Below are 21,825 nucleotides of genomic sequence, written 5' to 3' on the forward strand. Positions count from 1 at the left end.
CTCCTTGCTCGAAGCACTCCACGACGACTCCGCTTCCGGGTGCGGGAACGGCGCTGACCGTGGCGACGGACGCGGCGGTGGTCAGGGGGGCGTATGTCGGCAGGGCGGCGGCGAGTTTGACGTCCGCGGCGACCGGGACCGTGCCCGACTGCGCGGCGTTGATCGCGGCCTCGCTCGCGTCGATGCAGGCGAGTGAGCCGTCCGTGGAGACGATGTACAGCCGCTCGTCGTGGTACTGCATGGACAGCGCCGAGCCGCCCCCCGTGCCGAGCTTCCACAGGCGGGTGCCGTCGGCGGTGAAGCAGTAGACGGAGGACGACGAGTCGCCCGCGAAGACGTAGCGTCGCACTGGTAGGAGGCCTCGATCGCTCCGGTGGACTTCGCGAGCCGCTGGACGACCCGGCGGCCCGTACCGGCGTAGACCGCGTTCTCCTCCTGCCAGCCGAAGAGCACGTTGCCGGTGGTCGCGGTGTGCCAGAGCTGGCTGGTGCCGTCCGCCGCGTAGGCCGTCACGCCGTAGCTGTGTCCGTGGTAGACGGCGTGGTCGTCGGCGCGCACCATCCAGGCGTTGTCCCCGGACGAGTTGCGCGACCACTGGAGTTCGTCCTCGTGGTCGATGACCGTCAGGCCGCCGTTGCGGTCGGAGACGTTCAGCACGCCCGCGTGGATGTCCAGCCAGAAGATGTCGACCTCGGCGGCGATGTCGTAGGCCGCGAACGGCACCTTCGAGGAGAGGTCGTAGACCCGGCCGTCGTCGCAGCCCGCGTAGATCCAGAAGTCGTCCGCCACCAGGCACTTGACGCCGTCGGGCAGGGAGTAGTGCGCCAGCACATCGCCGTCGTGGCTCAGGTTGTAGACGTTGCCGTGCTGGTTGCCGACCCAGCAGCGGTCCTCGTCGACATGGATGCCGAACGCCGAGGCTCCGGTGCGGAACCGCCACAGCACCGGGGCGGTCGCCCGTGCCGTCGACGGGGCGGACGTCACCTGACGGCGTGTCACGGCGCGGGCCGCCCGCTGTCCTTGGACGGCGGGCGCGTATCCCTTGCGCACCTTCTCGGCTATCTTCTTCGCCGCCGCGGTCCTCGCCTTCTCGTCGGTCGGGAAGGTGGTGATCTGACGCTGCCCGTCCACCCCGATCCGCCCGTACCGCACGGAGACGGTGGTCCCCTCGACAGTCACCTCGTAGAACTTGTGCGCACCGCCGCTCTCCTGCGAGAGCTCCAGATACGTCGTGTTCCCCGACTGTCGTGCCTGCGCAGCGGACACAGCGCACCCCTCCCCAAAGACCCGGTCGGCCACTACGGCCGATCTCCAGTGGTTCCAAACTAGTGGTCACCACTGACATCGAAGTCCCGGGCAGGATCCGGGGGTTGGACGCCGAGTGCGCGTCAGGCCCGTGCGTCCGGTGCGCAGCCCCGCAGGAGGAACGCGATCACGTCGTCAAGACCGCGTTCGGCGACCTCAGGTGCGAACAGGCCGTTGGCGGCGAGTTCGGCGCAGCCGTGCAGGGTCGCGAAGACCGGGATGCCGATGAGGCCGAGGGGGCCCTCGCGCACCCAGCCCTGGCCGGCCTCGGCGCTACCGCTGTTCATCACGATCGCCGTCGTCCTCGCGCTGCTCCTTCTACGAGGTCTTCCTGGTCAGCCGGATGCGGGAGCACTTCCACCACCACGGGGACGCGCCGGCCGCGGTCGAACACGGCGTGGAGCGCGGCGGCCGGGTCGTCACCGCCGCCGCCCTGATCATGGCGGCCGTCTTCGGCGGCTTCATCTTCAACCACGACCCGACCGTCAAGACGATCGGCTTCGCCCTGACCATCGGCGTCCTCATCGACGCCTTCGTGGTCCGCCTCACGATCGTCCCCGCCCTGCTGAACCTCCTCGGCCACCGCGCCTGGGCCCTGCCGAAGTGGCTGGACCGCGCCGTACCGAACGTCGACATCGAGGGCGACTCACTGCCGGCACGCGCCACGAACACCCGGGCGGCTCCGCCATCCGCACCGCGCCCGTGTCCCGCCCAGGCCAAGAATCGGTAATGATTGTCATTATTGGGCGCCACCCCATGGTGGTGAAAATCGTTTCCATCTACGGTCGGAGGTGTTCCGCTCCACGGGGCCCTGCCCGCGTGTGAGGTCCCCAGCCCGTCAAGGAGAACCCCGTCGTGCGCACTGCCGGCACCCCCATATCCCGTCCCGCACGCCTCGCCGTCGGGGGCTCGGTCGCCCTCGCGGCGCTGGCCGCCGTCAGCGGCTGCTCCACCGCCTCGTCCGACGACACCGCGAACGCCGGGTCGACGACGGCGGGGAAGACCATCAAGGTCGTAGCGGCGGAGAACTTCTGGGGCAGCATCGCCACCCAACTCGGCGGCACGCACGCTCAGGTCGAGAGCATCATCAACAACCCCAACGCAGACCCGCACGACTACGAACCGACCGCTGCGGACGGCCGGTTGGTGGCCGGCGCGCAGTACACGATCGTCAACGGCATCGGCTACGACGCCTGGGCGGACAAGCTGCTGTCCGCCAACCCCGAGAGCAGCCGCACCGATCTGAAGGTCGGCGACCTGGTGGGCATCAAGCCGGGCGGCAACCCGCACCGCTGGTACTCGCCGGACAACGTCCACCAGGTCATCGAGAGGATCACCGCCGACTACAAGAAGCTGGACCCGGCCGACGCCGCCTACTTCGACGCGCGGAAGACGGCCTTCGAGACCAAGACCCTCGCGCCCTATGACAAGTTGATCGCCGACATCAAGGCCAAGTACGCCAACACCCCCATCGGCGCCTCGGAGTCCATCGTGACTCCGCTCGCCGAGGGGCTCGGCCTGAAGATGCTCACGCCCGAGTCGTTCCTGGACGCCATCAGCGAGGGCACCGACCCGACGGCCAAGGACAAGCAGACGATCGACCGGCAGATCAGCCAGAAGCTGATCAAGGTGTACGTCTACAACAGCCAGAACGCCACCCCGGACGTCCAGGCCCAGGTCAAGGCGGCCAAGGCCGAGGGCATCCCGGTCGCGACGGTGACCGAGACCCTCACCCCGGCCGGCGCCTCCTTCCAGGCTTGGCAGGTACGGCAGTTGGAGGGCATCGAGAAGGCCCTGGGGCAGGCGACGGGCAGGTGAGCACGGTGAAACCGGCCACCCGCGCGGGGGACCTGGTCCGGCACCGGGTCCCCGGACAAGCGGCCGAGCCTCGCTCCCCCGTCGTGTCGCTGCGCGGCGCCGCCGTGCGCGTCGGCGGCCGCACCCTGTGGTCCGGTGTCGAACTGGAGGTCGGCGCCGGGGAGTTCGTGGCCGTCCTCGGCCCCAACGGGGTCGGCAAGTCGACCCTGGTCAAGATGCTGCTCGGCATCCTGCCCCCGGCCGCCGGCGAGGTCGACGTGCTGGGCGAGGCGCCCGGCCGGGCGGGCCACCGCATCGGCTATCTGCCGCAGCGCCGCAGCTTCGACGCGAGCCTGCGCATCCGCGGCACCGACATCGTGCGCCTCGGCCTGGACGGCGACCGCTGGGGCGTACCGCTGCCGGTGCCCGCCCGGTTCAGCGCCCGGCGCCGGGCCGCCCGGGACCGGATCGCCGAGGTCGTCGAACTGGTCGGCGCGAGCACGTACGCGCACCGCCCGATCGGCGAGTGCTCCGGCGGTGAACAGCAGCGGCTGCTGATCGCGCAGGCACTGGTCCGCGGTCCCGAACTGCTGCTGCTGGACGAGCCGTTGGACAGCCTCGACCTGTCGCACCAGGGCGCGGTCGCGGCGCTGATCGGGCGGATCTGCCGGGAGGCCGGCGTCAGCGTCGTCATGGTCGCGCACGACGTCAACCCGATCCTGCCGTGGCTGGACCGGGTGGTGTACATCGCGGAGGGCGGTGCGGTCGCGGGCCGGCCGCAGGAGGTGATCACCACCGAGACGCTCACGCGGTTGTACGGCGTGCCGGTGGAGGTGCTGCGCACCGGCGACGGGCGGCTGGTGGTCGTCGGTCAGCCCGAGGCGCCCGCCCGCCACACCGACCGGCACGTTGAGGGAGGCGGCCGTGAACTGGGCTGACACCGGCGCCGGTTGGTCGTGGAATCCGGTGACCGACCTCCAGCAGATCTGGGCGTTCCCCTTCATGGTCAACGCCTTTCGGGCCGGTACGGTCGTGGCCGTACTGGCCGCCGTGATGGGCTGGTTCATGGTGCTGCGGCGGCAGAGCTTCGCCGGACACACGCTGGCCCTGGTCAGCTTTCCCGGCGCGGCCTGCGCGACGCTGCTGGGCATCGGTGCGGGCCTCGGCTACTTCGCGTTCTGCGTCGGCGGCGCCCTGGTGATCGCCGCCATCCCCCGTGCCGGGCAGGGCGGCAGCGGCCAGGAGTCCGCGCTCACCGGCACCGTCCAGGCGTTCCTGCTGGCCTGCGGATTCCTCTTCGTCGCCCTGTACAAAGGGTTCCTCGGCGGGGTCAACTCCCTGTTGTTCGGCAGCTTTCTGGGCATCACCGCCGTCCAGGTGACCGTGCTGACGGTCGTGGCGGCCCTCGCGCTCGGAACGCTGGCGGTCATCGGGCGTCCGCTGCTGTTCGCCTCCGTCGACGAGAACGTCGCCACCGGACGCGGGGTGCCGGTGCGGGCCCTGTCCGTGGTCTTCCTCGTCCTCCTCGGGACGGCGACCGCCGAGGCCAGCCAGATCACCGGCACGCTGCTGGTGTTCGCCCTGCTGGTGATGCCGGCGGCGGCCGCGCAACAGCTCACGGCGCGGCCCGCGTTGAGCCTGGCGCTGTCGGTGCTCATCGCGCTCGCGGTGACCTGGACCGGGCTCATCGCCGCCTACTACTCGCCTTACCCGATCGGCTTCTACGTGACGACCTTCGCGTTCGGCGTGCATGCCCTGGCCCTCGCGACCCGCACCCTCAACTCGGCTGTGGGCAGGCACCGGTTGGCGGGAGCGGGTGCCGTCGCATGAGCGCCTTCACACACCCGTACTTCGTGCACGCGCTGCTGGCCGGTACCGCGATCGCCCTGGCGGCCGGTCTGGTGGGGTACTTCCTGGTGCTGCGCGCCCAGGTGTTCACCGGCGACGCGCTCAGCCATGTCGCGTTCACCGGGGCGCTCGCGGCGCTCGCGCTCGGCTATGACCTGCGGCTGGGACTGTTCGCGGCCACCGTGCTGTTCGCGGTGCTGCTCGGCACGCTGGGCCGCCGCGGTCGCAGCGACGACGTCGCCATCGGCAGCGTCTTCTCCTGGATCCTGGGCCTGGGCGTCTTCTTCCTCACCCTCTACACCACGTCCCGCAACACGGGGAACGGCACCGCCGGGGTCACCGTCCTCTTCGGCTCGATCTTCGGCCTCTCCGGCGGCCAGGCCGAACTGGCGGCCGTGGTCGCGGGTTTGATCTCGCTCGCCGTGCTCGTGATCGCCCGTCCCCTCCTCTTCGCCTCGGTCGACGAGGCGGTGGCGGCGGCCCGTCGGGTGCCCGTACGGCTGCTGGGCATCGCCTTCCTGATCCTGGTCGGCGCCTGTGCGGCCGAGGCGGCGCAGGCGGTCGGTTCGCTGCTGCTGCTCGGTCTGCTAGCCGCACCCGCCGGAGCGGCAGCGCGCCTCACCGACCGGCCCTACCACTGCCTCGCCCTGTCCGCGGGACTCGCGGTGGCGGAGATGTGGGCGGGCCTGGCCCTGAGCTACTACGTCCCCCGACTGCCGCCCAGTTTCGCCATCATGGCCGTCGCCACGGCCGTCCACGCGGTCGCGATCGCCGCCGTACGGCGGCCCCGTGCCCGCGTCCGTCTGGCGGAGGCGTGATGGACGCACCGGCCGACGACCTGGACCTCATCGGCCGCCGCACCGCCCAACGTGCCGGCGTCGTACGGGCGTTGATCGACCGCGGCGGCTTCGTCGGCGCCCGCGCCCTGCACGCCGAACTCCGGAGCCAGGGCACCCGCGTGGGCCTCAACACCGTCTACCGCACCCTGGCCGCCCTCGTGGACGCCGGCCGCGCCGACGTCGTACGCGATCGAGGTGGTGAACGCCTGTTCCGGCACCGGCCGTTCCCCGGGCATCTGCACTATCTGCTGTGCCGTGCCTGCGGGTTGAGCATCCCGGTCGACTCCGAGGCGGTCGAGGCCTGGGCCGGGCGGGTGGCCGACACGTCCGGCTTCGCGGAGGTCGAGCACACCGTCGAGCTGAGCGGTCTGTGCCCGCGATGCCGAGCAAGTTAGTAATGGTATCCATTTTCATGTAGCGTTTCTCGCGACTTACCCGAGCAGGAGGATTTTCATGGCCGTTCCCAAGCGGAAGATGTCCCGCAGCAACACCCGCCACCGTCGCGCCCAGTGGAAGGCGACGACGCCGACGCTGGTGCCGATCACCATCGACGGCGTCCCGTACCTGGTGCCGCAGCGGCTGGCGAAGGCGTACGAGCGCGGGCTGTTGCGGCCCGAGGGCTGACAACTCCGCACGCCTGCGGCCCACTTGGTCAGACCTGTTCGACATGGCTCGGTCTGCCGTCGCGCTCGATCACTCGGCCGCACCGCGTCGCCCTGTCCCGGGGCATGAGCGTCCAGGTCCCGTCCTTACGGCGCAGGGCCGCCGAGTGCCACGGCGTGGTCCAGGCATCGGGCGCGTCGAGGAGACGGATGCCGAACTTGGACGCGCCGACGGGTTGGGGGTGGATGGACAGGCGCACGGCGTGGGGGTGGTGGTCGGCTATGAGGTCGCCCCAGGCGCGGCTGCGCTGGATGACGCCGTACGCCCGTTGCCGGCAGGCGCGTTGCAGCGACGAGCGGGTGCCGGGGTGGTCGGCGGTGTCCTCGACGAGGAAACGGGTGATCCCCCGGTACAGCGCCAACGCGTTGTCGTCGGCGCGGATCTCGGTGCGCAGGGCGTCGAGGGTGGGTGCGTACCGCTCGTGGACGTGGTCACGTTTCGCGTCGTGCGGCAGGTCGCCCAGGACGTCGCGCAGGTCGAAGACCGAGAGTCTCTCCAGGTCCAACTCGGTTATGAGCGCGCGGAGTTCGTCGGCGTAGTCGTCGATGTGCGCATCGGGGACGCCGATGAGGTCGCCGAAGATGTGGCCGTCGGAGCAGATGACCATGTGGGCGCCGGGTGGGTAGACGCGCTCGATCTCCGTGCACAGGGTGTTCAGGAAGCTCAGGGAGAGGCGTTCGCCCATGTCGGGGAGGTGGCCGAGGACCTTGGCCGGGTTCGGGGACTTGCAGGGGAAGCCGGGCAGGGTGAAGGCGATGGGGGCGCCCGCGCGGACGAAGTCGGCGATCTGGCCCAGCTGTTGAGGGAACGCGTCGGCCGAGGCGTGGGTGCGGGTGTGGGTGCGGTCGGTCGTGCGGTGGTGCGGCAGGAGCAGGTTGAGGATCGCGGCGCCGGTGCTCGTGGGGAGCGTGTCGGGTGTGGTTGTCGACGGCATGGGGTTCCTCCGGGAGGCGTGCGGGCATGGCGGCATGGCGCCGGGGCGGGGCGTCGAGGCGTGGCCAGGCGCGGTGTGCCGGTGGGGCGGCGTGCCGGTGGGCGGTGTGCCGGTAAGGCGCTGGGGCGGCGTGCTGGTGGGGCGGTGGACCAGTGGAGCGGTGGGCCAGTGGGCCAGTGGGCCAGTGGGGCAGTAAGGCGGTGGACGGGGCAGGCGGAGCCGGGGCGGGCGTACTCGTCCGTCCCGGTCAAGCGGGGGCCTGGGGCACCCTGGGACCTGGGTCACCTTGCGGTCCTCAGCCACCTTGCGGTCCTGGATCACCCGGAAGGCCCAGGTCACCCTGGCGCCCAGGTCACCCTCGCGCCCGAGGCACCCTGGGGCCTGGATCGTCCGAGGGCCCGGATCACCCGGAAGGCCTGAATCACCTGGGAGCCCGAAGCACCCGAGGACCGGGGCACCCCGAAGGCCGGGGCACCCCAAGGGCGTGATTCATCCGAAGGCCGGGGCACCCGGAGGGCCGGATCGACCTGGAACCTGGATCACTCGAGAGCCTGGATCGTTCAGGAGCCTGTTCACACGGGAGCCCGGATCACTCGGCGGCCCGGATCACCCGGCCGCCTGGGTCACCCTGGCCCCGGATCACCCGGCCGCCCGGGTCAGAGGCGTCGGTCGTAGTCGACGGGGAGGCTGTTCGTGCCGCGGCCCAGGACCGCCGGGACCCACTCGATGTCCTTGTCCGCGATGGCGAGTTGGAGGCCGGGGAGGCGGGTGAGGAGGGTGCCTAGTGCGGTCTGGAGTTCGGCGCGGGCGAGGGCCGCGCCGGGGCAGAAGTGGATGCCGTGGCCGAAGGCCAGGTGGGGGTTCGGGGAGCGGTCGAGGTCGAGGGTGTCGGGGTCCGGGAAGCGGCGCGGGTCGCGGTTGGCCGCGCACAGGGAGACGATCACCGAGTCGCCGGCCGGGATGTCGGTGCCGTGCAGATCGCTGTCCCGGTCGAAGAAGCGCCAGGTCGTCAGCTCGAAGGCGCTGTCGTAGCGCAGGAGTTCCTCGACCGCGCGGGGCAGGAGCGTCGGGTCCTCGCGCAGGCGGGTCAGCTGGTCCGGGGTGCGGAACAGGGCGATCAGGGCGGTCGTGATCTGGTTGGTGACCGGTTCCTGGCCGGCGACCAGGAGCTGGAAGATCATCGAGTCCAGTTCCTCCTGGGACAGTTCGTGGCGGTCGCGGGCCACTACGAGGCGGCTGAGGAGGTCGTCCTCCACGTGTGCGCGCTTGTGGGCGACGACCTCGGCGATGTAGCTCTGCAGGCCGTGCAGACGGGCTTCGTACCGCGGCCGTCCGGGGTCGGTGGGGCCGACCGGCTGGACGACCTTGCCCCAGTCGCGGTCGAAGCGGGCCGCCGACTCCCGTGGCAGGCCGATGACTTCGGCGAGCACCTGGAACGGGAAGCGGGCGGCGAAGCCCGACACGAGATCCACCGGGCCGGACGGGGGCAGGTCGTCGACCAGCGCGTCCGCCAACTCCTGGAAACGTGGGCGGAGTTCCTCGATCCGGCGGGGCGTGAACGCGTCGGTCACGAAGCGTCGCATGCGGGTGTGCTTCGGCGGGTCCTGGTGGAGCAGGTGGACCTGGAGCTGCGAGTGCTGCGGCTCCGGCATGATCGAGGCGCGGGCCCGCCAACTGTCGTTGCCGCGCTCGTGGTTCTTGCCGAGACGGTCGTCGTTCAGGGCGGCGTGGGCGGCGTCGTAGCCGGTGACGAGCCATGCCTGGACGCCGGAGGGGAAGAGGACGCGGTGCACCGGGCCCGCCTCGCGCAGCTCCTCGTAGAGGGGATAGGGGTTTGCCTTGTAGGGGCAGCCCATCAGCGGTACGGGCTCGGCCACGGGCTCTTGGACGGTCATGAACGAGGCTCCTCAGAGGGCGAGTTCGGGCTGGTGGTGGTCGAGCCAGAGGGCGAGGTCGACGACGCGCTCCAGGCGTAGCCGGTGGCCCCACTCCAACTGGTTCGGCGGGGTGTCCAGATGCGGCTTGAGGCGGGTCTCGTCGGCCAGGGCGCGGACCTGTTCGGTGGCGAGGGCGTCGCGGGCCAGGTTCTGCAACCCGCGGTTGTAGTCGGGGTGGTGGGTGGCCGGGTAGTGGTTCTTGGGGCGCCACAGGACGGACTCCGGTGCCAGGCCGGTACCGGTCGCGCGCAAGAGGCTCTTCTCCCGGCCGTCGTAACTCTTGAGTGCCCAGGGGGTGTTGAAGGCGTACTCGACGAGCCGGTGGTCGCAGTACGGGACACGGACCTCCAGTCCCCGAGCCATGCTCAACCGGTCCTTGCGGTGGAGGAGTTGGCGCAGCCAGCGGGTCAGGGAGAGGTGCTGGAGCTCGCGTTGCCGGTGTTCGGTGGGCGTCTCGTCGTCCAGATGGGGTACGGCGGCCAGCGCGCTGCGGTAGGTGTCGGCACGGAACTCCCCCATTCGCAGGTCGAGTTCGGGGTTGAGCGGCATCGCGGCCTCGTCGCCCGTGACCAGGAGCCAGGGGAAGGTGGTGGCGGCGAGCGCCTTCGGGCTGTGGAACCAGGGGTAGCCGCCGAAGACCTCGTCAGCCGCCTCGCCGGACAGGGCGACGGTCGAGTGCCGTCGTATCTCTCCGAAGAGGAGGTACAGGGAGGTGTCCATGTCGCCGACGCCTATCGGCGAGTCGCGGGCCACGACGACCGCCTTGCGGTGCTCGGGGTCGAGGAGGGCGCGTGGGTCGAGGACGACGGTGCGGTGGTCGGTGCCGATGAACGCGCCGGCCTCGGTGGCGAACGGGGTGTCGTGGCCGGTGCGCAGCACGTCGCCGGTGAACCGTGCCGCCTGGTCGCTGTAGTCGACGGCGTAGGAGCGGATGCGGGCGTCCGGGCCCTCGCGCAGGCGGAGTTCGTCGGCGAGGAGGGCGGTCAGGACGGTGGAGTCGAGACCGCCGGAGAGCAGGCTGCACAGGGGGACGTCGGCTTCGAGCTGGCTGCGGGCGGCCGTTCCGACCAGTTCGCGGATCCGCTCGACGGTCGTGTCCCGGTCGTCGGCGTGGACCCCCGCCTCCAACTGCCAGTAGCGGCGCTCGCGTACGCCGTCCCGGTCCAGGACGAGCAGACCGCCGGGTTCGACCTCGCGGACGCCGGACCACACGGTCGGCCCGGTGTTGAAGAGCAGGCTGTACGCCTCCCGGAGGCCGTCGGCGTCCACGCGGGGCCGTATCTCCGGGTGCGCGAACAGGGCCTTGGGCTCGGACGCGAAGGCGAGGCCGCCGTCAACTGCCGCCCAGTACAAGGGCTTTACCCCTAGCCGGTCGCGGACCAGCAGCAGACGCTGCTCGCGCTCGTCCCAGACGGCGAAGGCGAACATGCCGTCCAGGTGCTCGGCCACCGCCTCGCCCCACTCGGCGTAGGCGCGCAGCACCACTTCGGTGTCGCTGCGGGTGCGGAACTCGTGGCCCAACCCCCGTAGCTCCGACCTGAGTTGGTGATGGTTGTAGACCTCGCCGCTGTAGCTGAGAACCGTGTCGGACCGCCGGTCGGTCATCGGCTGCACGCCGCCCGCGAGGTCGATGACCGACAGCCGGCGATGGCCGATCGCGGCATGCCCGCCGAGCCACACGCCTCCCGCGTCGGGGCCGCGCGGGGTGAGGGCGGCGGTCATGGCCTCGATGACCGGGGCCTGGGTGCGGGCGTCGTGGTGGAAGGACGCCCAGCCGGTGATTCCGCACATGAGTCGAACTCCTGGGTCAGTGGTGGGCGGCGGACGCCGCGTCGATGGTCTTCTCGGGCTTGTCGGGCACGGGCGTGGATCCCTCCGCCGGGCAGGACGAGCGGGGGTACGGCGAGACAGGCGGCCGTGGCGGCCAGGGCCGGACCCGCCCGGGCTCCGCCCGCCAACACCCACACGGTGGTGACAGAGGAGACACCTGGGTCAGTGGTGGGTGGCCGGCGCCGCATCCGTCGTCCTCTCCGGCCGGTCGGGCTTCTCTGACACGGGCCCGGACCTCCCGCCTGACAGGGCGAGCAGGAGGACGGAGAGACACGCGGCCGTGGCGGCCAGGGCCAGGGCCGCCCGGGCTCCGCCCGCCAGGGCCCACGCGGCGGTGGCCAGGGCCGGGCCGAGGGTGAAGCCCAGGCTGCGGGCGAGTTGGACCGTCGAGCCGACCGTCGCCGTCCGGTCGGGTGGGGCGGTGCCCATGACCAGGGTCTGGGTCGGGCCGCCGTACAGACCCATGCCGAGGCCCGCCAGGGCCAGTCGCCAGGCCACGTCCGGCGTCGACCAGCCGGTGCCGAGCGGGACGAGCAGGAGCAGGCCGGCCGCGGTGAGCGCGGCGCCGGTGACCGCGACCGGCCAGGCGCCCCAGCGGTCGGCGAACCGTCCGCCGAACGGGCCCGCCAGGCCCATGCCGAGCGGGAAGGCGAGCACGGTCAGGCCGGTCGTGGTGGCGCTCAGGCCGTCGTCGCGCTGGAGGTGCAGGGCGACGACGTAGTGCATGGCGGCGAAGCCGGCCGCGAGGGAGAGCACGGCTCCATGGGCCGGTAACAGTCCCGTCGTGCGGAGTACGCCGGTCACCGGACGTCCGCCGGGGCCGCGCAGCCACCGCCGCAGCGGGGGTACGGCGGCCAGGGCGAGGAGGGACCAGGCCGGGTCGTCCGCCGCCAGTGTGAGTGCCAGGAGCAGGGCCGCGACGCCGGTGGCCACCAGCAGCGCGTCGGTCATGGACCGGCGGTCGGGGGCGCGCAGTCCGCCGCCGTCCCTCGGCATCGCCTTCCAGGCGACGGCCAGCGCGAGCACACAGAACGGGATCTTGACCAGGAAGACGGCCCGCCAGCCCAGATGGTCGAGCAGCAGCCCGCCCACCGCGGGTCCGGTCACCGCGCCCAGCGGGCCGAGCGTCGCGGGGACGCTCATCGCCCGCGCCCTGGACTCCGGTCGTACGGAACGGATCGCGAGCACCGGCATCAGGACGAACAGCACCGCCCCGAACGCACCCTGCGCCATACGGGCCGCGATCAGCCAGGCCGCCCAGGGCGCGACGGCGGCGAGGGTGCTGCACAGACCGAACCCGGCGGCCGCCGTCAGCACCGCCGCGCGCGGCCCCACCCCGTCCAGCCAGCGGCCGACCGGCAACAGCAGCGCCACGACGGGGAGTTGATAACCCAGCACGGCCCACTGGGCGGTCGCGGCGGACACGTGCAGACCGTCGGCGATGTCCGCCAGGGCCACATTGACGATGTTCATGTCGAGCATCGCGATGAACGACAGCACGCCCGCCACCGCCACCAGCAGCCAGCGGTCCTCCTGTGCCGGGCCGACGGACATACGGGCGGGCCGCACGGATATGTGGCCGGGCTGTTCCGGACCGAGACTTCGGTGCGTCACCTCTGTGCCCTCCCCTCGCGGGTGGGCTGCCGGACAGCAGCCTCGTCCCACAAGTCGGGGGAAATCCGGGGTGAGTTCCCGGGCGACGGCCGGCAAAACAGTGGGCGATGTCCGGGCGGACGAAGGGAACTCCGCGCCTCACCCGGCCGACTACTGAAGGACAGCCCCTCAGGACAACAGGAGTTCCCCATGGCCCAGGAGCAGTCGGCTCAGAAGCACTACACCGTCACCGGCATGACCTGCGAGCACTGCGCTGCGAGCGTCAGGGAGGAGGTGTCCGAGGTCGCGGGCGTGAGCGAGGTCGTGGTCGACGTCGCCGCCGACTCCGTGACCGTGCACGGCGCCGGCCTCGACGACGCGCGGCTGCGCGCGGCCATCGTCGAGGCCGGGTACGCCGTCGCCGACCCGGTCGCCGCCTGACCGGACCGGGAGAGTCGGGGGACGGGCAGGACGGCACACCCCCGTCGTCCTGCCCGTCCCCCGCTCACACGCCGGTCTCCACCGCCTCGGTCAACTCCCCCTCTGCGGGCGCCCGATGGTCGAAGGCGATCAACGGGTCGCCGGTCAGCGGATGGTCGATCACCGCCGCCCGTACGCCGAACACCTCCGCCATCAACTCCGGCGTGAGCACCTCGCGCGGTGGTCCGGAAGCCACCACGGCTCCCTGGTGCAGCACATGCAGCCGGTCGCAGACCGACGCGGCGGCGTTGAGGTCGTGCAGCGAGACCAGGGTCGTACGGCGCCGGACGCGCAACAGGGCGAGCAGCTCCACCTGGTGGCGGATGTCGAGGTGGTTGGTCGGCTCGTCCAGGACCAGGACGTCCGGGTGCTGCGCGAACGCCCTTGCCAGCAGGACGCGTTGGCGTTCGCCGCCGGACAGTGCGGTGAATCGGCGTCCGGCGTGGCCGGCCATGCCGACGTCGGCGAGGGCGCGGGCGACGATGTCCCGGTCGGTGGCGTCCTCGCCGGCGAAGGCCCGCTTGTAGGGGGTGCGGCCCATGGCGACGACCTCGCGCACGCTCAACTCGAAGTCGCTGCCCCGCTCTTGTGGCAGCGCGGCCACATGCCGGGCCGACCGCGCCGGGGTCAGCTCCCGCAGGTCGACGCCGTCCAGCAACACCCGTCCGGCCGTGGGTCGCAGGTGCCGGTAGACGGTGCGCAGGAGCGTGGACTTGCCGCTGCCGTTCGGGCCGACCAGGCCGGTGATCTCGCCCTCGGCCGCCATCAGACGGGCGCCCGCCACGACCGTACGTCCGGCGTACGCGACGCACAGGTCCTCGATGTCGATCCTCAACTGTCGCTCCCCAGACGCCGATCGAGCAGATACAGCAGGGCCGGAGCCCCGAGCAGCGAGGTCACCACGCCGACCGGCAACTCCTGGGTGTCCATCGCCGTACGGCAGACGATGTCGACCACCACCAGCAGGACGGCGCCGAACAGCGCGGAGAGCGGCAGCAGTCGGCGGTGGTCACCGCCGACGACCAGCCGGCAGACGTGCGGCACCATCAGCGCGACGAACGCGATCGCGCCGGAGACCGCCACCAGGACGCCGGTCAACACGCTGGTGACGGTGAACAGTTCGCGCCGCAGCCGGGTGACGTCGACGCCGAGCCCGGCCGCGGTCTCGTCGCCCATGAGGAGGGCGTTCAGCCCGCGGGCACGGGCCTGGAGACAGAGCCAGGCGGCCGGTACGGCGACGGCGGGCACGGCGAGCAGGGGCCAACTCGCCCCGCCGAGGCTGCCCATGAGCCAGAACAGCACGCTATGGGTCTGCTGCTCGTCCCGGGCCTGGAGGACGAGATAGCTGGTGAACCCGGACAGGAACTGGCCGATCGCGACGCCCGCCAGCACCAGCCTCAGCGGGGCGAAGCCGCCTCCCCTGCGGGCGATCGCCCAGACGAGCGCGAAGGTGGCCAGGGCTCCCACGAACGCCGCGCCGGACAGGCCGAGTCCGAGTGCGCCGCCCGCCCCGAGGCCGAGCACGATCGCCGCGACCGCGCCCAGCGAGGCGCCGTTGGAGATGCCCAGCAGATACGGGTCGGCGAGCGGATTGCGCACCAGCGCCTGCACGGCCGTACCGACGAGTCCGAGCCCGGCGCCGACCAGGGCGGCCAACAGGGCACGCGGGAGCCGGAGTTGCCACACGATCAGGTCGTTCGTGCCGGGCCGCGGTGCCTCGCCGGAGAGGCGTCGCCACAGCACGCCCCAGACTTCGCCGGGCGGGATGGACGTCGAGCCCCAGGCGACCGCGGCCGTCAGCGCCGCGAGCAGTGCCGCGGCGAGGACGGCGGCCAGCGGTCCGGCCCGCAGGCCGCGTGTCTCCGGTTGCGCCTCGGGCCGTACCAGCAACGAGGCCACCGTCAGCCGACCTTGCCCGGGTAGAGGGTCTTGGCGATCTGCTCGACCGTGTCGGCGTTCTCGACCCCGGCGATGGTGGTCTGCTCGGAGCCGATGCGCAGGAAGTGACCCTGCTTGACGGCCGTCAGGCCCTTGGTCGCCGCGTTGGACGTCAGCCACTTCTCCGCCTCGTCGAACGCCTTGTCGTTCGCCGCGTCGCTCCCCCGGTTGCGGACCGCGAGCTGGATCCAGTCCGGGTTCTTGGCGATCACGTCCTCCCAGCCGACCTGCTTGTAGTCGGCATCGCAGTCGGCGAAGACGTTGCGGGCGCCGGCCAGGGTGATCACCGCGTTGGCGAGCTGGCGGTTGCAGACGACGGTGGGCTGCTTGGTTCCGGAGTCGTAGTCGAAGAAGAAGTAGGTCGGGCGGTCGGTCGACGCCGTGGCGCCGACCGCCTTCTGGACCGCGGCCACCTTCGCCTTCATCCCGGTGACGAGTTCCTTCGCCGTGCTGCTCGTGCCGGTGACCGCGCCGAGGGAGGTGATGTCGGCCTCGACGGCGGACAGGTCGGTCACCGCGCTCTTGCTCTGCGCCGCGCAGGCGGTCGACTTCAGATAGATGTGGCTGATCCCGGCCGCCTTGAACTCCTCGGCGGTGGGCGCGTCGCCCATGCCGTTGCCCATGCCGCCCATCGACGCGAACGTGTCGATGTACAGGTCGGCGCCCGAGCCGAGCAGCTTCTCCTTGGGGATCACGCTCTGGCTGAGCACCTTCACCCGCTGCGCCTGCGCGTCGAGCGCACCGGGCAACGTGCCCTTGCCGGGCGGGAATCCGGTGCCGATCACCTTGCCGCCGGCGCCGAGCCGGAACAGCAGTTCCAGGCTGGAGGCGTTGCTGGTGACGATCTTCTTCGGGGCCGCGGAGAAGGTGGTCCTGGCACCCGCGCAGTCGGTGACGGACACCGGGTAGCCGCCCGAGGCCGCCTTCCCGGCGCTCACCTCGGCCGTCCCCTTCGCTCCGTCACCGCAGCCCGCCACCAGCAGCCCACCGAGCACGACGGCCGCCGTACCGCCCCACACACGAGAACGCATCGCAAGTCTCCAGGATTCACTCGGCACTTGGGGGACCGTCCGTCACCCGGTCCAGTAGTCGGGGTGAACTCGCCCTGAGTTCCCGCCACTTGGCGCTAAGCCGGCACGCCTTCCCGCGCCCGGACCGCCGGTTCGTCCTCCTCGGCGAGCAGTTCCGTCAAGGCCGCCCGGGCCCGTGCCACGCGAGAACGGACCGTGCCGATCGGGCAGTCGCTCGCCTCGGCCGCCTCCGCGTAGGGCAGGCCCAGCAGTTGGGTCAGGACGAAGGCCTCGCGGCGCTCGTCCGGCAGTGAGGCCAGCAGATCGAGCAGCGCGACGCCGTCGTCGAAGCCGGGCAGGTCGATGGGCTGGGCCAGTTCGACCGCCAACTGCCAGTCCGGTACGTCGGACAGGCGCGGTCGGGCGGCGGTGTACCGGTAGCTGTCGATGACGGCCCGGCGGGCGATCGACAGCAGCCAGGTGCGCGCGGAGGAGCGGCCCTCGAAGCGGTGCAGGCTGCCGAGCGCGCGCAGGAACGTGTCCTGCGCCAGGTCGTCGACGGCCTGCGGATCGCCGCAGAGATGAGCGACGTACCGCTGGACGTCGCGTTGCAGGGCTCGCACGAAGTGCTCGACCGCGTCCGCGTCACCGCCCCGGGCGGCGAGCGCCCACGCGGTGATCGCCTCGTCGAGAGAGGTCGCTTTGTCGCCTTTGCCGCGCGCGGCGGGCAGGGCAGGAGTGATCACCTGGAGTCCTTCTCGGTCATCCGTGATCCGGACCTGGGCACGCGGAAGCGCGGGCGGTCCGGCGAGTGGGGAGAGACGGCCCTACGACGCTTGCGCGGACGTACGACCGTGGCCCGGGGCGCGCCTCACGGGCCGCCTCGGCTGTACCGGCTGTCCTCAGACGACAGCGGTCCGAGCGGGCGGCCCCCGCGAGACGATCGCGTGGACCAGGAGGAGAAGGCGCGGCGCCCGGTCCGACGCGAGGCGGCGCCCACGGATGCGCGGGCGGTCGATGGGCGCGGGCGGCGCGAGCAGCAGTCGTAGCGGAGCCAGCAGTCGGCCGGCGACGGCGCGCAGGATGCGGAACGCGGCCTTCTCGCCGTGGGCGAGCCAGAGCCCGCACAGCAGCGCGGCGAGAAGGTGGGCGACGAGCATGCCGGTCGACGTGTCCCCCATGGGCATGGAGTCCATGTGGCTCGCGCCCATGTCCATGGAGCCCATCCGCATCGAACCCATGGTGGTGTGCGTGACGGCCGTTCCACCGGACGCCGACTGGACGAACGAGAACGCCGAGTGGAGCAGCGCCTGGGCGGCGACCACGACCGTCACGATCAGCGGGAGCCCGCGCTCACGACCCGTCAGGCACCAGCCCGCGGCGCCGGTCGCGACGAACCCGGCGGCCAGCGCCCACGCGGGCACGCGGCTCCCGGACATCATGACGTGGGCCAGGGAGGCGAGCAGCACGCAGACGGCCGCGAACACCGCGGCACGCAACGCGCGAGAACACCACCCTGGCCTCATGGCGCATCATCCTTGCACCAGGACGCCGGCCGTCTCGTGTGGGTACGCAAACCCACAGCCCATCACACTCGATCCACAGCATGTGACCCAGACCACGAAAACGTGCGGGAACTCGACGGGATTCCCGCACGACTTCTACCGGAGAGGGGCCTTGGTCTTCCGGCGGCGCAACCCTTCACCTTCACCATGAAAGCAATTCGCGATCGCGAATAACCCGTCACCGCTCGGGCCGTCCGACCACCACCGCGATCGTTCTGACCGCCCCGCTGTGCGCGAAGTGCAGCGTGAACGGCACGAGGTCGCCCTCCGCGCCAACCCGCCTTGGCGCGGAGGGCCACGTCCAACCGGTCCGGGGACATGGACAGTTCACGGCCGGCCGCTACGACGACAGACGCCACGTCGGCCCGCTGGCCGCCCGTGCGTCGGCGGCCGAGGGTGATCTCCCCGGTGGTGGCGGAGGACGTCACGCCGATCAGGCGGTCGTCCGCGCCGCCGAGGTTGGCGACGTCGAAGAACGCGGCGGTGTCGGCGCCGTTCGGCACGTAGACCCGGCTGTTCGAGACGGTGATGCGGGGCGGGCTGCCCGCCTTCCCGGCGTCGGCCCAGGCCGTCAGCCCGGCCAGGGCGAGGCCGCACACGGCGACGGGTGCGACCGCGGCGAGAAAGGTGTCGGTGAGTCGGCGGCGGGTCGGGCGCCAGGGGTGTGGTCCGTTCATCGGGTACGCCTCCCGGCGGCTCTCGTCGGCTGCCAGGCGCGCAGCCGCAGGCTGTTGGTGACCACCAGCACCGAACTGACCGACATGGCCGCGGCGGCGAGCATGGGGGTGAGCAGACCGACCATGGCCAGCGGCACGGTCACGGCGTTGTAGCCGAAGGCCCACACGAGGTTGACGCGGATGGTGGCCAGGGTGCGCCGGGCCAGTCGTACGGCGTCCGCGAGGGCCTCGATGTCGCCGCGCACGAGGGTCACGTCGGCGGCCCCGATGGCCACGTCGGTGCCGGTGCCCATGGCGATGCCGAGGTCGGCGAGGGCGAGGGCGGCGGCGTCGTTCACACCGTCGCCGATGACGGCCACCCGGTGGCCCCGCTCCTGCAACTCCCTTACCAGGTCGGCCTTGTCCTCGGGTGAGCAGCGGGCGTGCACCTCGTCGATGCCCAGCGCGGACGCGACGGCCGCCGCGGGTGCCTCCCGGTCGCCGGTGGCGAGCACGGGCCGTACGCCGAGGCGCCGCAACCGCTCGACGGCGCGATGGCTTCCGGGGCGTACGACGTCACCGATCTCGATCAGTGCCTCGGGCACTCCGTCCACCCGTACCAGTACCGGGGTGTGCGCTGCGGCCTCCGCGGCGGGCAGGGCGGCCATGAGGGCGGCGGGCAACTCGCCCTCCAGGGCGAGGACTTCGACCAGCCGCCCCTCGACGCGGCCTCGCACGCCCTTCCCCGGCAGCGCGCCGAACTCGCTCACGTCCGGCAACTCCCCATCCGGCAGCGCGCGTTGGGAGTACGCGACGATCGCCCGGCCCAGCGGGTGCTCCGAGCCCCGCTCGACCGCGCCGGCCAGCCGCAGCACCGCGCCCTTCCCCGACCCGTCCGGTACGACCGTGACGCGGGCGACGGTCATGTGTCCCGAGGTGAGCGTGCCGGTCTTGTCCAGGACGACGGTGTCGAGGTGCCGTAGCCCCTCCAGGGCCTGTGGACCGCTGACGAGGACGCCCAGTTGGGCACCCCGGCCGGTCGCGGCCATCAACGCGGTCGGGGTGGCCAGGCCCAGCGCGCACGGGCAGGCCACGACGAGCACGGCCACGCACGCGGTGAGCGCGGCCTGGGGTTCGGCTCCGGCGCCGAGCCAGAAGCCGAGGGTCGTGACGGCCAGGGCCAGCACGACGGGTACGAAGACCCCGGCGACCGAGTCGGCCAGCCGCTGCGCCTTCGCCTTCCCGGCCTGTGCCTCCGTCACCAGGCGGGTGATCCGGGCGAGTTGGGTGTCCGCCCCGATGGCGGTGGCCCGGACCAGCAGCAGCCCACCGGAGTTGACGGCACCGCCGACGACGGCCGAACCCGGACCGACCTCGACCGGGTCGCTCTCGCCGGTGACCAGGGACAGGTCCACCGCCGAACTGCCCTCCGCCACCTGCCCGTCGGTGGCGACCCGTTCACCGGGCCGCACGACGAAGACCTGACCTACCGTCAACTCCTCGATGGGGAGAAGTCGTTCGGAGTTGCCCTCACGCACCGAGACTTCCTTGGCCGCGAGTTGGGCGAGCGAGCGCAGCGCCGCTCCGGTACCGCGCCGGGCCCGTGCCTCCAGGAAACGGCCGGCGAGCACGAACAGCGGTACGCCGACGGCCGCTTCGAGATAGATGTGCGCGACGCCGTCCGAGGCGGAGGGCAGCAGGGAGAACGGCATCCGCATCCCCGGATCACCGGCGCCGCCGAGGAAGAGCGCGTACGCCGACCAGGCGAAGGACGCCGCGACGCCGAGGGACACCAGTGTGTCCATGGTCGCCGCCGAGTGCCGCAGCCCGCGTACCGCACGCACATGGAAGGGCCACGCGCCCCATACGGCGACCGGCGCGGCCAGCGCGAAACAGAGCCACTGCCAGTTGCGGAACTGGAGGCCGGGCACCATCGACAGCACGAGGACGGGGACCGCGAGCAGCGCCGTGTACAGCAGGTGGTCACGTTCCTGTCGCGCCTGCTCGGACTCGTCGTTCTCGGGGTCCCCGGTGGCGCGCTGCCGCTTCGTCTCCGTCTTCTTCTTCGTCTTCATCAGCGGCTCGGGAAGGGCCGCCGTATAGCCGGCCGTCTCGATCGCCGCGACGAGTTCCGCGGGGCCGATCTCCGGCGGGTGGCTCACCCTGGCCCGTCCGGTGGCGAGATTGACGGTCGCCGTGACGCCGTCCAGCTTGCCGAGCTTCTTCTCGACGCGCTTCACACAGGCCGCGCAGGTCATGCCGCCGACGGCCAGATCGGTCGTCACGAGGACGGGCACCGCGTCGGTGGCCATCAGTTGGCTCCGCCGTGCATGTTCATGTCGCCCATGTCGCCGGTGTCGCTGTCGCCGGTGTCGCCGTCACCCGTGTCACCGGTCCCGTCGGTGATGCCGGTGCCGCCCGTGCCGCTGGTGCCGTGCATGCCGGGGGCGACGGGTCCGACGCGGGAGCCGGCGCCGTACGCGATGCCGAACATCAGTGTCAGCAGCAGGAGGAAGCCGCAGAGGGCGGGCGGGGGCACCAGGCTCCGGAACACCGCACCGGCGCCTGGGGAGGATGGTCGGGGCTCGTGCATCACCGGTCTCCAGTTCGCGTCGTACGGCACGCGGCGGATTGCCTGGGATCGAGCCGCACCACTTCAGGAGTCGGACGGGAGGGGTTCCGAGTTCCGGCCCGGATTTGTGGCCCATGTCACGGGCACCGGGATACGGAGGAGCGGGGTGCCGGTACGGCCGACGCCCACGCCGACTCCTCGGCGCCCTGTGGTTCGCCCGTGTGCCGTGGCGCTCCCCGCGGATAGGGTGGACGGTGATCGACAGGGACGGGCTGGGTGAGGGCGGCGGACGGCGTGGGCGGTGCCGGGGAGAGCGGGAACACGGGCACCGGGCGCCCGACGTCACGGGACGTCGCCCGGCTCGCCGGTGTGTCGCACACCGCGGTGTCCTTCGTGTTCAACGGCCGGGCCGAGGGCAACCTCTCCCCCGCCACCCAGGAACGCATCCGGCAGGCCGCGACCCTGCTCGGCTACCGCCCCGACCCGGTGGCCCGCGGTCTGCGCCGTCGCCGTACGGCCGTGATCGGGCTGGTCACCGATGAGATCGCGTCCTCGCCGTTCGCCGGTCGGCTGCTGCGCGGTGCGATGGAGACCGCCTGGGACAGGGACCATCTCGTCCTCACGGTCGACTCCGGCGGTGACCCGGTCAAGGAGGACGCGGCCGTCGCGGAACTGCTCGACCGGCGTGTGGACGGCATCATCTACGCGGCCATGTCACTGCGCCGGGTCCGCGTCCCCGAGGGCCTGCGCCGCACCCACTCCGTGCTAGCCAACTGCCTGCCCGAGGACGACTCCCTGCCCGCCGTACGGCCACCGGCGCGCTCGGCCGGGACGACGGCGGGCAGGGAGTCGTCCTCG

General features: G+C 71.9%; 22 protein-coding genes and 1 pseudogene. 9 read left to right on the top strand and 14 right to left on the bottom strand.

The window, feature by feature from the left end; genetic code table 11:
• Positions 1 to 1,266: pseudogene (locus JHN63_RS38365) on the bottom strand (WGR domain-containing protein); the annotation flags it as partial.
• A gap of 122 nt (positions 1,267 to 1,388) precedes the next feature.
• Positions 1,389 to 1,592: a hypothetical protein gene (locus JHN63_RS38370; RefSeq protein ID WP_234478333.1), complete on the bottom strand. Its 204-nt coding sequence runs from the start codon at positions 1,590 to 1,592 to the stop codon at positions 1,389 to 1,391.
• Between the two features lie 44 nt (positions 1,593 to 1,636).
• On the opposite strand from JHN63_RS38370, the gene JHN63_RS38375 reads away from it, so the two are divergent.
• The 7 genes from JHN63_RS38375 (at position 1,637) to rpmF (ending at position 6,413) form a co-directional block, all read left to right on the top strand.
• Positions 1,637 to 2,035, top strand: a complete 399-nt coding sequence (locus JHN63_RS38375) for an MMPL family transporter (protein WP_374222982.1) — start codon at positions 1,637 to 1,639, stop codon at positions 2,033 to 2,035.
• Between the two features lie 125 nt (positions 2,036 to 2,160).
• Positions 2,161 to 3,123: a metal ABC transporter solute-binding protein, Zn/Mn family gene (locus JHN63_RS38380; protein WP_200689737.1), complete on the top strand. Its 963-nt coding sequence runs from the start codon at positions 2,161 to 2,163 to the stop codon at positions 3,121 to 3,123.
• 83 nt (positions 3,124 to 3,206) lie between these two features.
• Positions 3,207 to 4,040: an ATP-binding cassette domain-containing protein gene (locus tag JHN63_RS38385; RefSeq protein WP_200689752.1), complete on the top strand. Its 834-nt coding sequence runs from the start codon at positions 3,207 to 3,209 to the stop codon at positions 4,038 to 4,040.
• Positions 4,027 to 4,932, top strand: coding sequence for a metal ABC transporter permease (locus JHN63_RS38390; protein ID WP_200689738.1), 906 nt, complete (start codon positions 4,027 to 4,029; stop codon positions 4,930 to 4,932). The genes JHN63_RS38385 and JHN63_RS38390 overlap by 14 nt, the downstream gene beginning before the upstream one ends.
• The gene (locus tag JHN63_RS38395) at positions 4,929 to 5,768 is read left to right on the top strand and encodes a metal ABC transporter permease (protein ID WP_200689739.1); all 840 of its coding nucleotides are present in this window, start codon (positions 4,929 to 4,931) and stop codon (positions 5,766 to 5,768) included. The genes JHN63_RS38390 and JHN63_RS38395 overlap by 4 nt, the downstream gene beginning before the upstream one ends.
• The gene (locus JHN63_RS38400; RefSeq protein WP_200689740.1) at positions 5,768 to 6,184 is read left to right on the top strand and encodes a Fur family transcriptional regulator; all 417 of its coding nucleotides are present in this window, start codon (positions 5,768 to 5,770) and stop codon (positions 6,182 to 6,184) included. The genes JHN63_RS38395 and JHN63_RS38400 overlap by 1 nt, the downstream gene beginning before the upstream one ends.
• Positions 6,185 to 6,242: 58 nt before the next feature.
• On the top strand, positions 6,243 to 6,413 hold the full coding sequence (rpmF, locus tag JHN63_RS38405) for a 50S ribosomal protein L32 (protein ID WP_093628134.1): 171 nt from the start codon (positions 6,243 to 6,245) through the stop codon (positions 6,411 to 6,413).
• 28 nt (positions 6,414 to 6,441) lie between these two features.
• Here the strand turns inward: rpmF and JHN63_RS38410 are convergent, their stop codons facing one another.
• The 4 genes from JHN63_RS38410 to JHN63_RS38425 all read right to left on the bottom strand — a co-directional run bounded on the left by JHN63_RS38410 (position 6,442) and on the right by JHN63_RS38425 (position 12,767).
• Entirely contained in the window at positions 6,442 to 7,386 is a 945-nt protein-coding gene (locus tag JHN63_RS38410) for an L-tyrosine/L-tryptophan isonitrile synthase family protein (RefSeq protein WP_200689741.1), read from the bottom strand.
• Between the two features lie 656 nt (positions 7,387 to 8,042).
• On the bottom strand, positions 8,043 to 9,281 hold the full coding sequence (locus tag JHN63_RS38415) for a cytochrome P450 (protein ID WP_200689742.1): 1,239 nt from the start codon (positions 9,279 to 9,281) through the stop codon (positions 8,043 to 8,045).
• A gap of 12 nt (positions 9,282 to 9,293) precedes the next feature.
• Positions 9,294 to 11,114: an asparagine synthase (glutamine-hydrolyzing) gene (gene asnB, locus JHN63_RS38420; protein WP_200689743.1), complete on the bottom strand. Its 1,821-nt coding sequence runs from the start codon at positions 11,112 to 11,114 to the stop codon at positions 9,294 to 9,296.
• 201 nt (positions 11,115 to 11,315) lie between these two features.
• Entirely contained in the window at positions 11,316 to 12,767 is a 1,452-nt protein-coding gene (locus JHN63_RS38425; RefSeq protein ID WP_307782081.1) for an MFS transporter, read from the bottom strand.
• A gap of 189 nt (positions 12,768 to 12,956) precedes the next feature.
• On the opposite strand from JHN63_RS38425, the gene JHN63_RS38430 reads away from it, so the two are divergent.
• Positions 12,957 to 13,187 carry a heavy-metal-associated domain-containing protein gene (locus JHN63_RS38430; RefSeq protein ID WP_200689744.1) on the top strand — a complete coding sequence of 77 codons (231 nt, stop codon included), beginning with the start codon at positions 12,957 to 12,959 and terminating at the stop codon, positions 13,185 to 13,187.
• A 64-nt stretch (positions 13,188 to 13,251) separates the two neighbouring features.
• Here the strand turns inward: JHN63_RS38430 and JHN63_RS38435 are convergent, their stop codons facing one another.
• From JHN63_RS38435 to JHN63_RS38470, 8 genes are all read right to left on the bottom strand, one after another.
• Positions 13,252 to 14,061, bottom strand: coding sequence for an ABC transporter ATP-binding protein (locus JHN63_RS38435; RefSeq protein WP_200689745.1), 810 nt, complete (start codon positions 14,059 to 14,061; stop codon positions 13,252 to 13,254).
• Positions 14,058 to 15,125, bottom strand: a complete 1,068-nt coding sequence (locus JHN63_RS38440; RefSeq protein WP_200689746.1) for an iron ABC transporter permease — start codon at positions 15,123 to 15,125, stop codon at positions 14,058 to 14,060. Before JHN63_RS38440 ends, JHN63_RS38435 begins: the two co-directional genes overlap by 4 nt.
• A gap of 2 nt (positions 15,126 to 15,127) precedes the next feature.
• Positions 15,128 to 16,195 carry an ABC transporter substrate-binding protein gene (locus tag JHN63_RS38445; RefSeq protein ID WP_200689747.1) on the bottom strand — a complete coding sequence of 356 codons (1,068 nt, stop codon included), beginning with the start codon at positions 16,193 to 16,195 and terminating at the stop codon, positions 15,128 to 15,130.
• 95 nt (positions 16,196 to 16,290) lie between these two features.
• A complete protein-coding gene (locus tag JHN63_RS38450; RefSeq protein ID WP_200689748.1) occupies positions 16,291 to 16,920 on the bottom strand; it encodes a sigma-70 family RNA polymerase sigma factor in 630 nt (209 codons plus the stop codon).
• 156 nt (positions 16,921 to 17,076) lie between these two features.
• Positions 17,077 to 17,700 (bottom strand): hypothetical protein, encoded by a 624-nt coding sequence (locus tag JHN63_RS38455; RefSeq protein WP_200689749.1) that lies wholly within the window; start codon positions 17,698 to 17,700, stop codon positions 17,077 to 17,079.
• A 62-nt stretch (positions 17,701 to 17,762) separates the two neighbouring features.
• Positions 17,763 to 18,416, bottom strand: a complete 654-nt coding sequence (locus JHN63_RS38460; protein WP_307782082.1) for a copper chaperone PCu(A)C — start codon at positions 18,414 to 18,416, stop codon at positions 17,763 to 17,765.
• On the bottom strand, positions 18,413 to 20,707 hold the full coding sequence (locus tag JHN63_RS38465; protein WP_200689750.1) for a cation-translocating P-type ATPase: 2,295 nt from the start codon (positions 20,705 to 20,707) through the stop codon (positions 18,413 to 18,415). The genes JHN63_RS38460 and JHN63_RS38465 overlap by 4 nt, the downstream gene beginning before the upstream one ends.
• Positions 20,707 to 20,934: a hypothetical protein gene (locus JHN63_RS38470; protein ID WP_374222981.1), complete on the bottom strand. Its 228-nt coding sequence runs from the start codon at positions 20,932 to 20,934 to the stop codon at positions 20,707 to 20,709. Before JHN63_RS38470 ends, JHN63_RS38465 begins: the two co-directional genes overlap by 1 nt.
• Before the next feature lie 309 nt (positions 20,935 to 21,243).
• Between JHN63_RS38470 and JHN63_RS38475 the strand changes: the two genes are divergently transcribed.
• A partial coding sequence (locus tag JHN63_RS38475) for a LacI family DNA-binding transcriptional regulator (RefSeq protein ID WP_307782083.1) occupies positions 21,244 to 21,825 on the top strand: 582 nt, incomplete at its 3' end.

This window comes from Streptomyces sp. MBT65 (assembly GCF_016612545.1).
Taxonomy (GTDB): Bacteria; Actinomycetota; Actinomycetes; order Streptomycetales; family Streptomycetaceae; genus Streptomyces.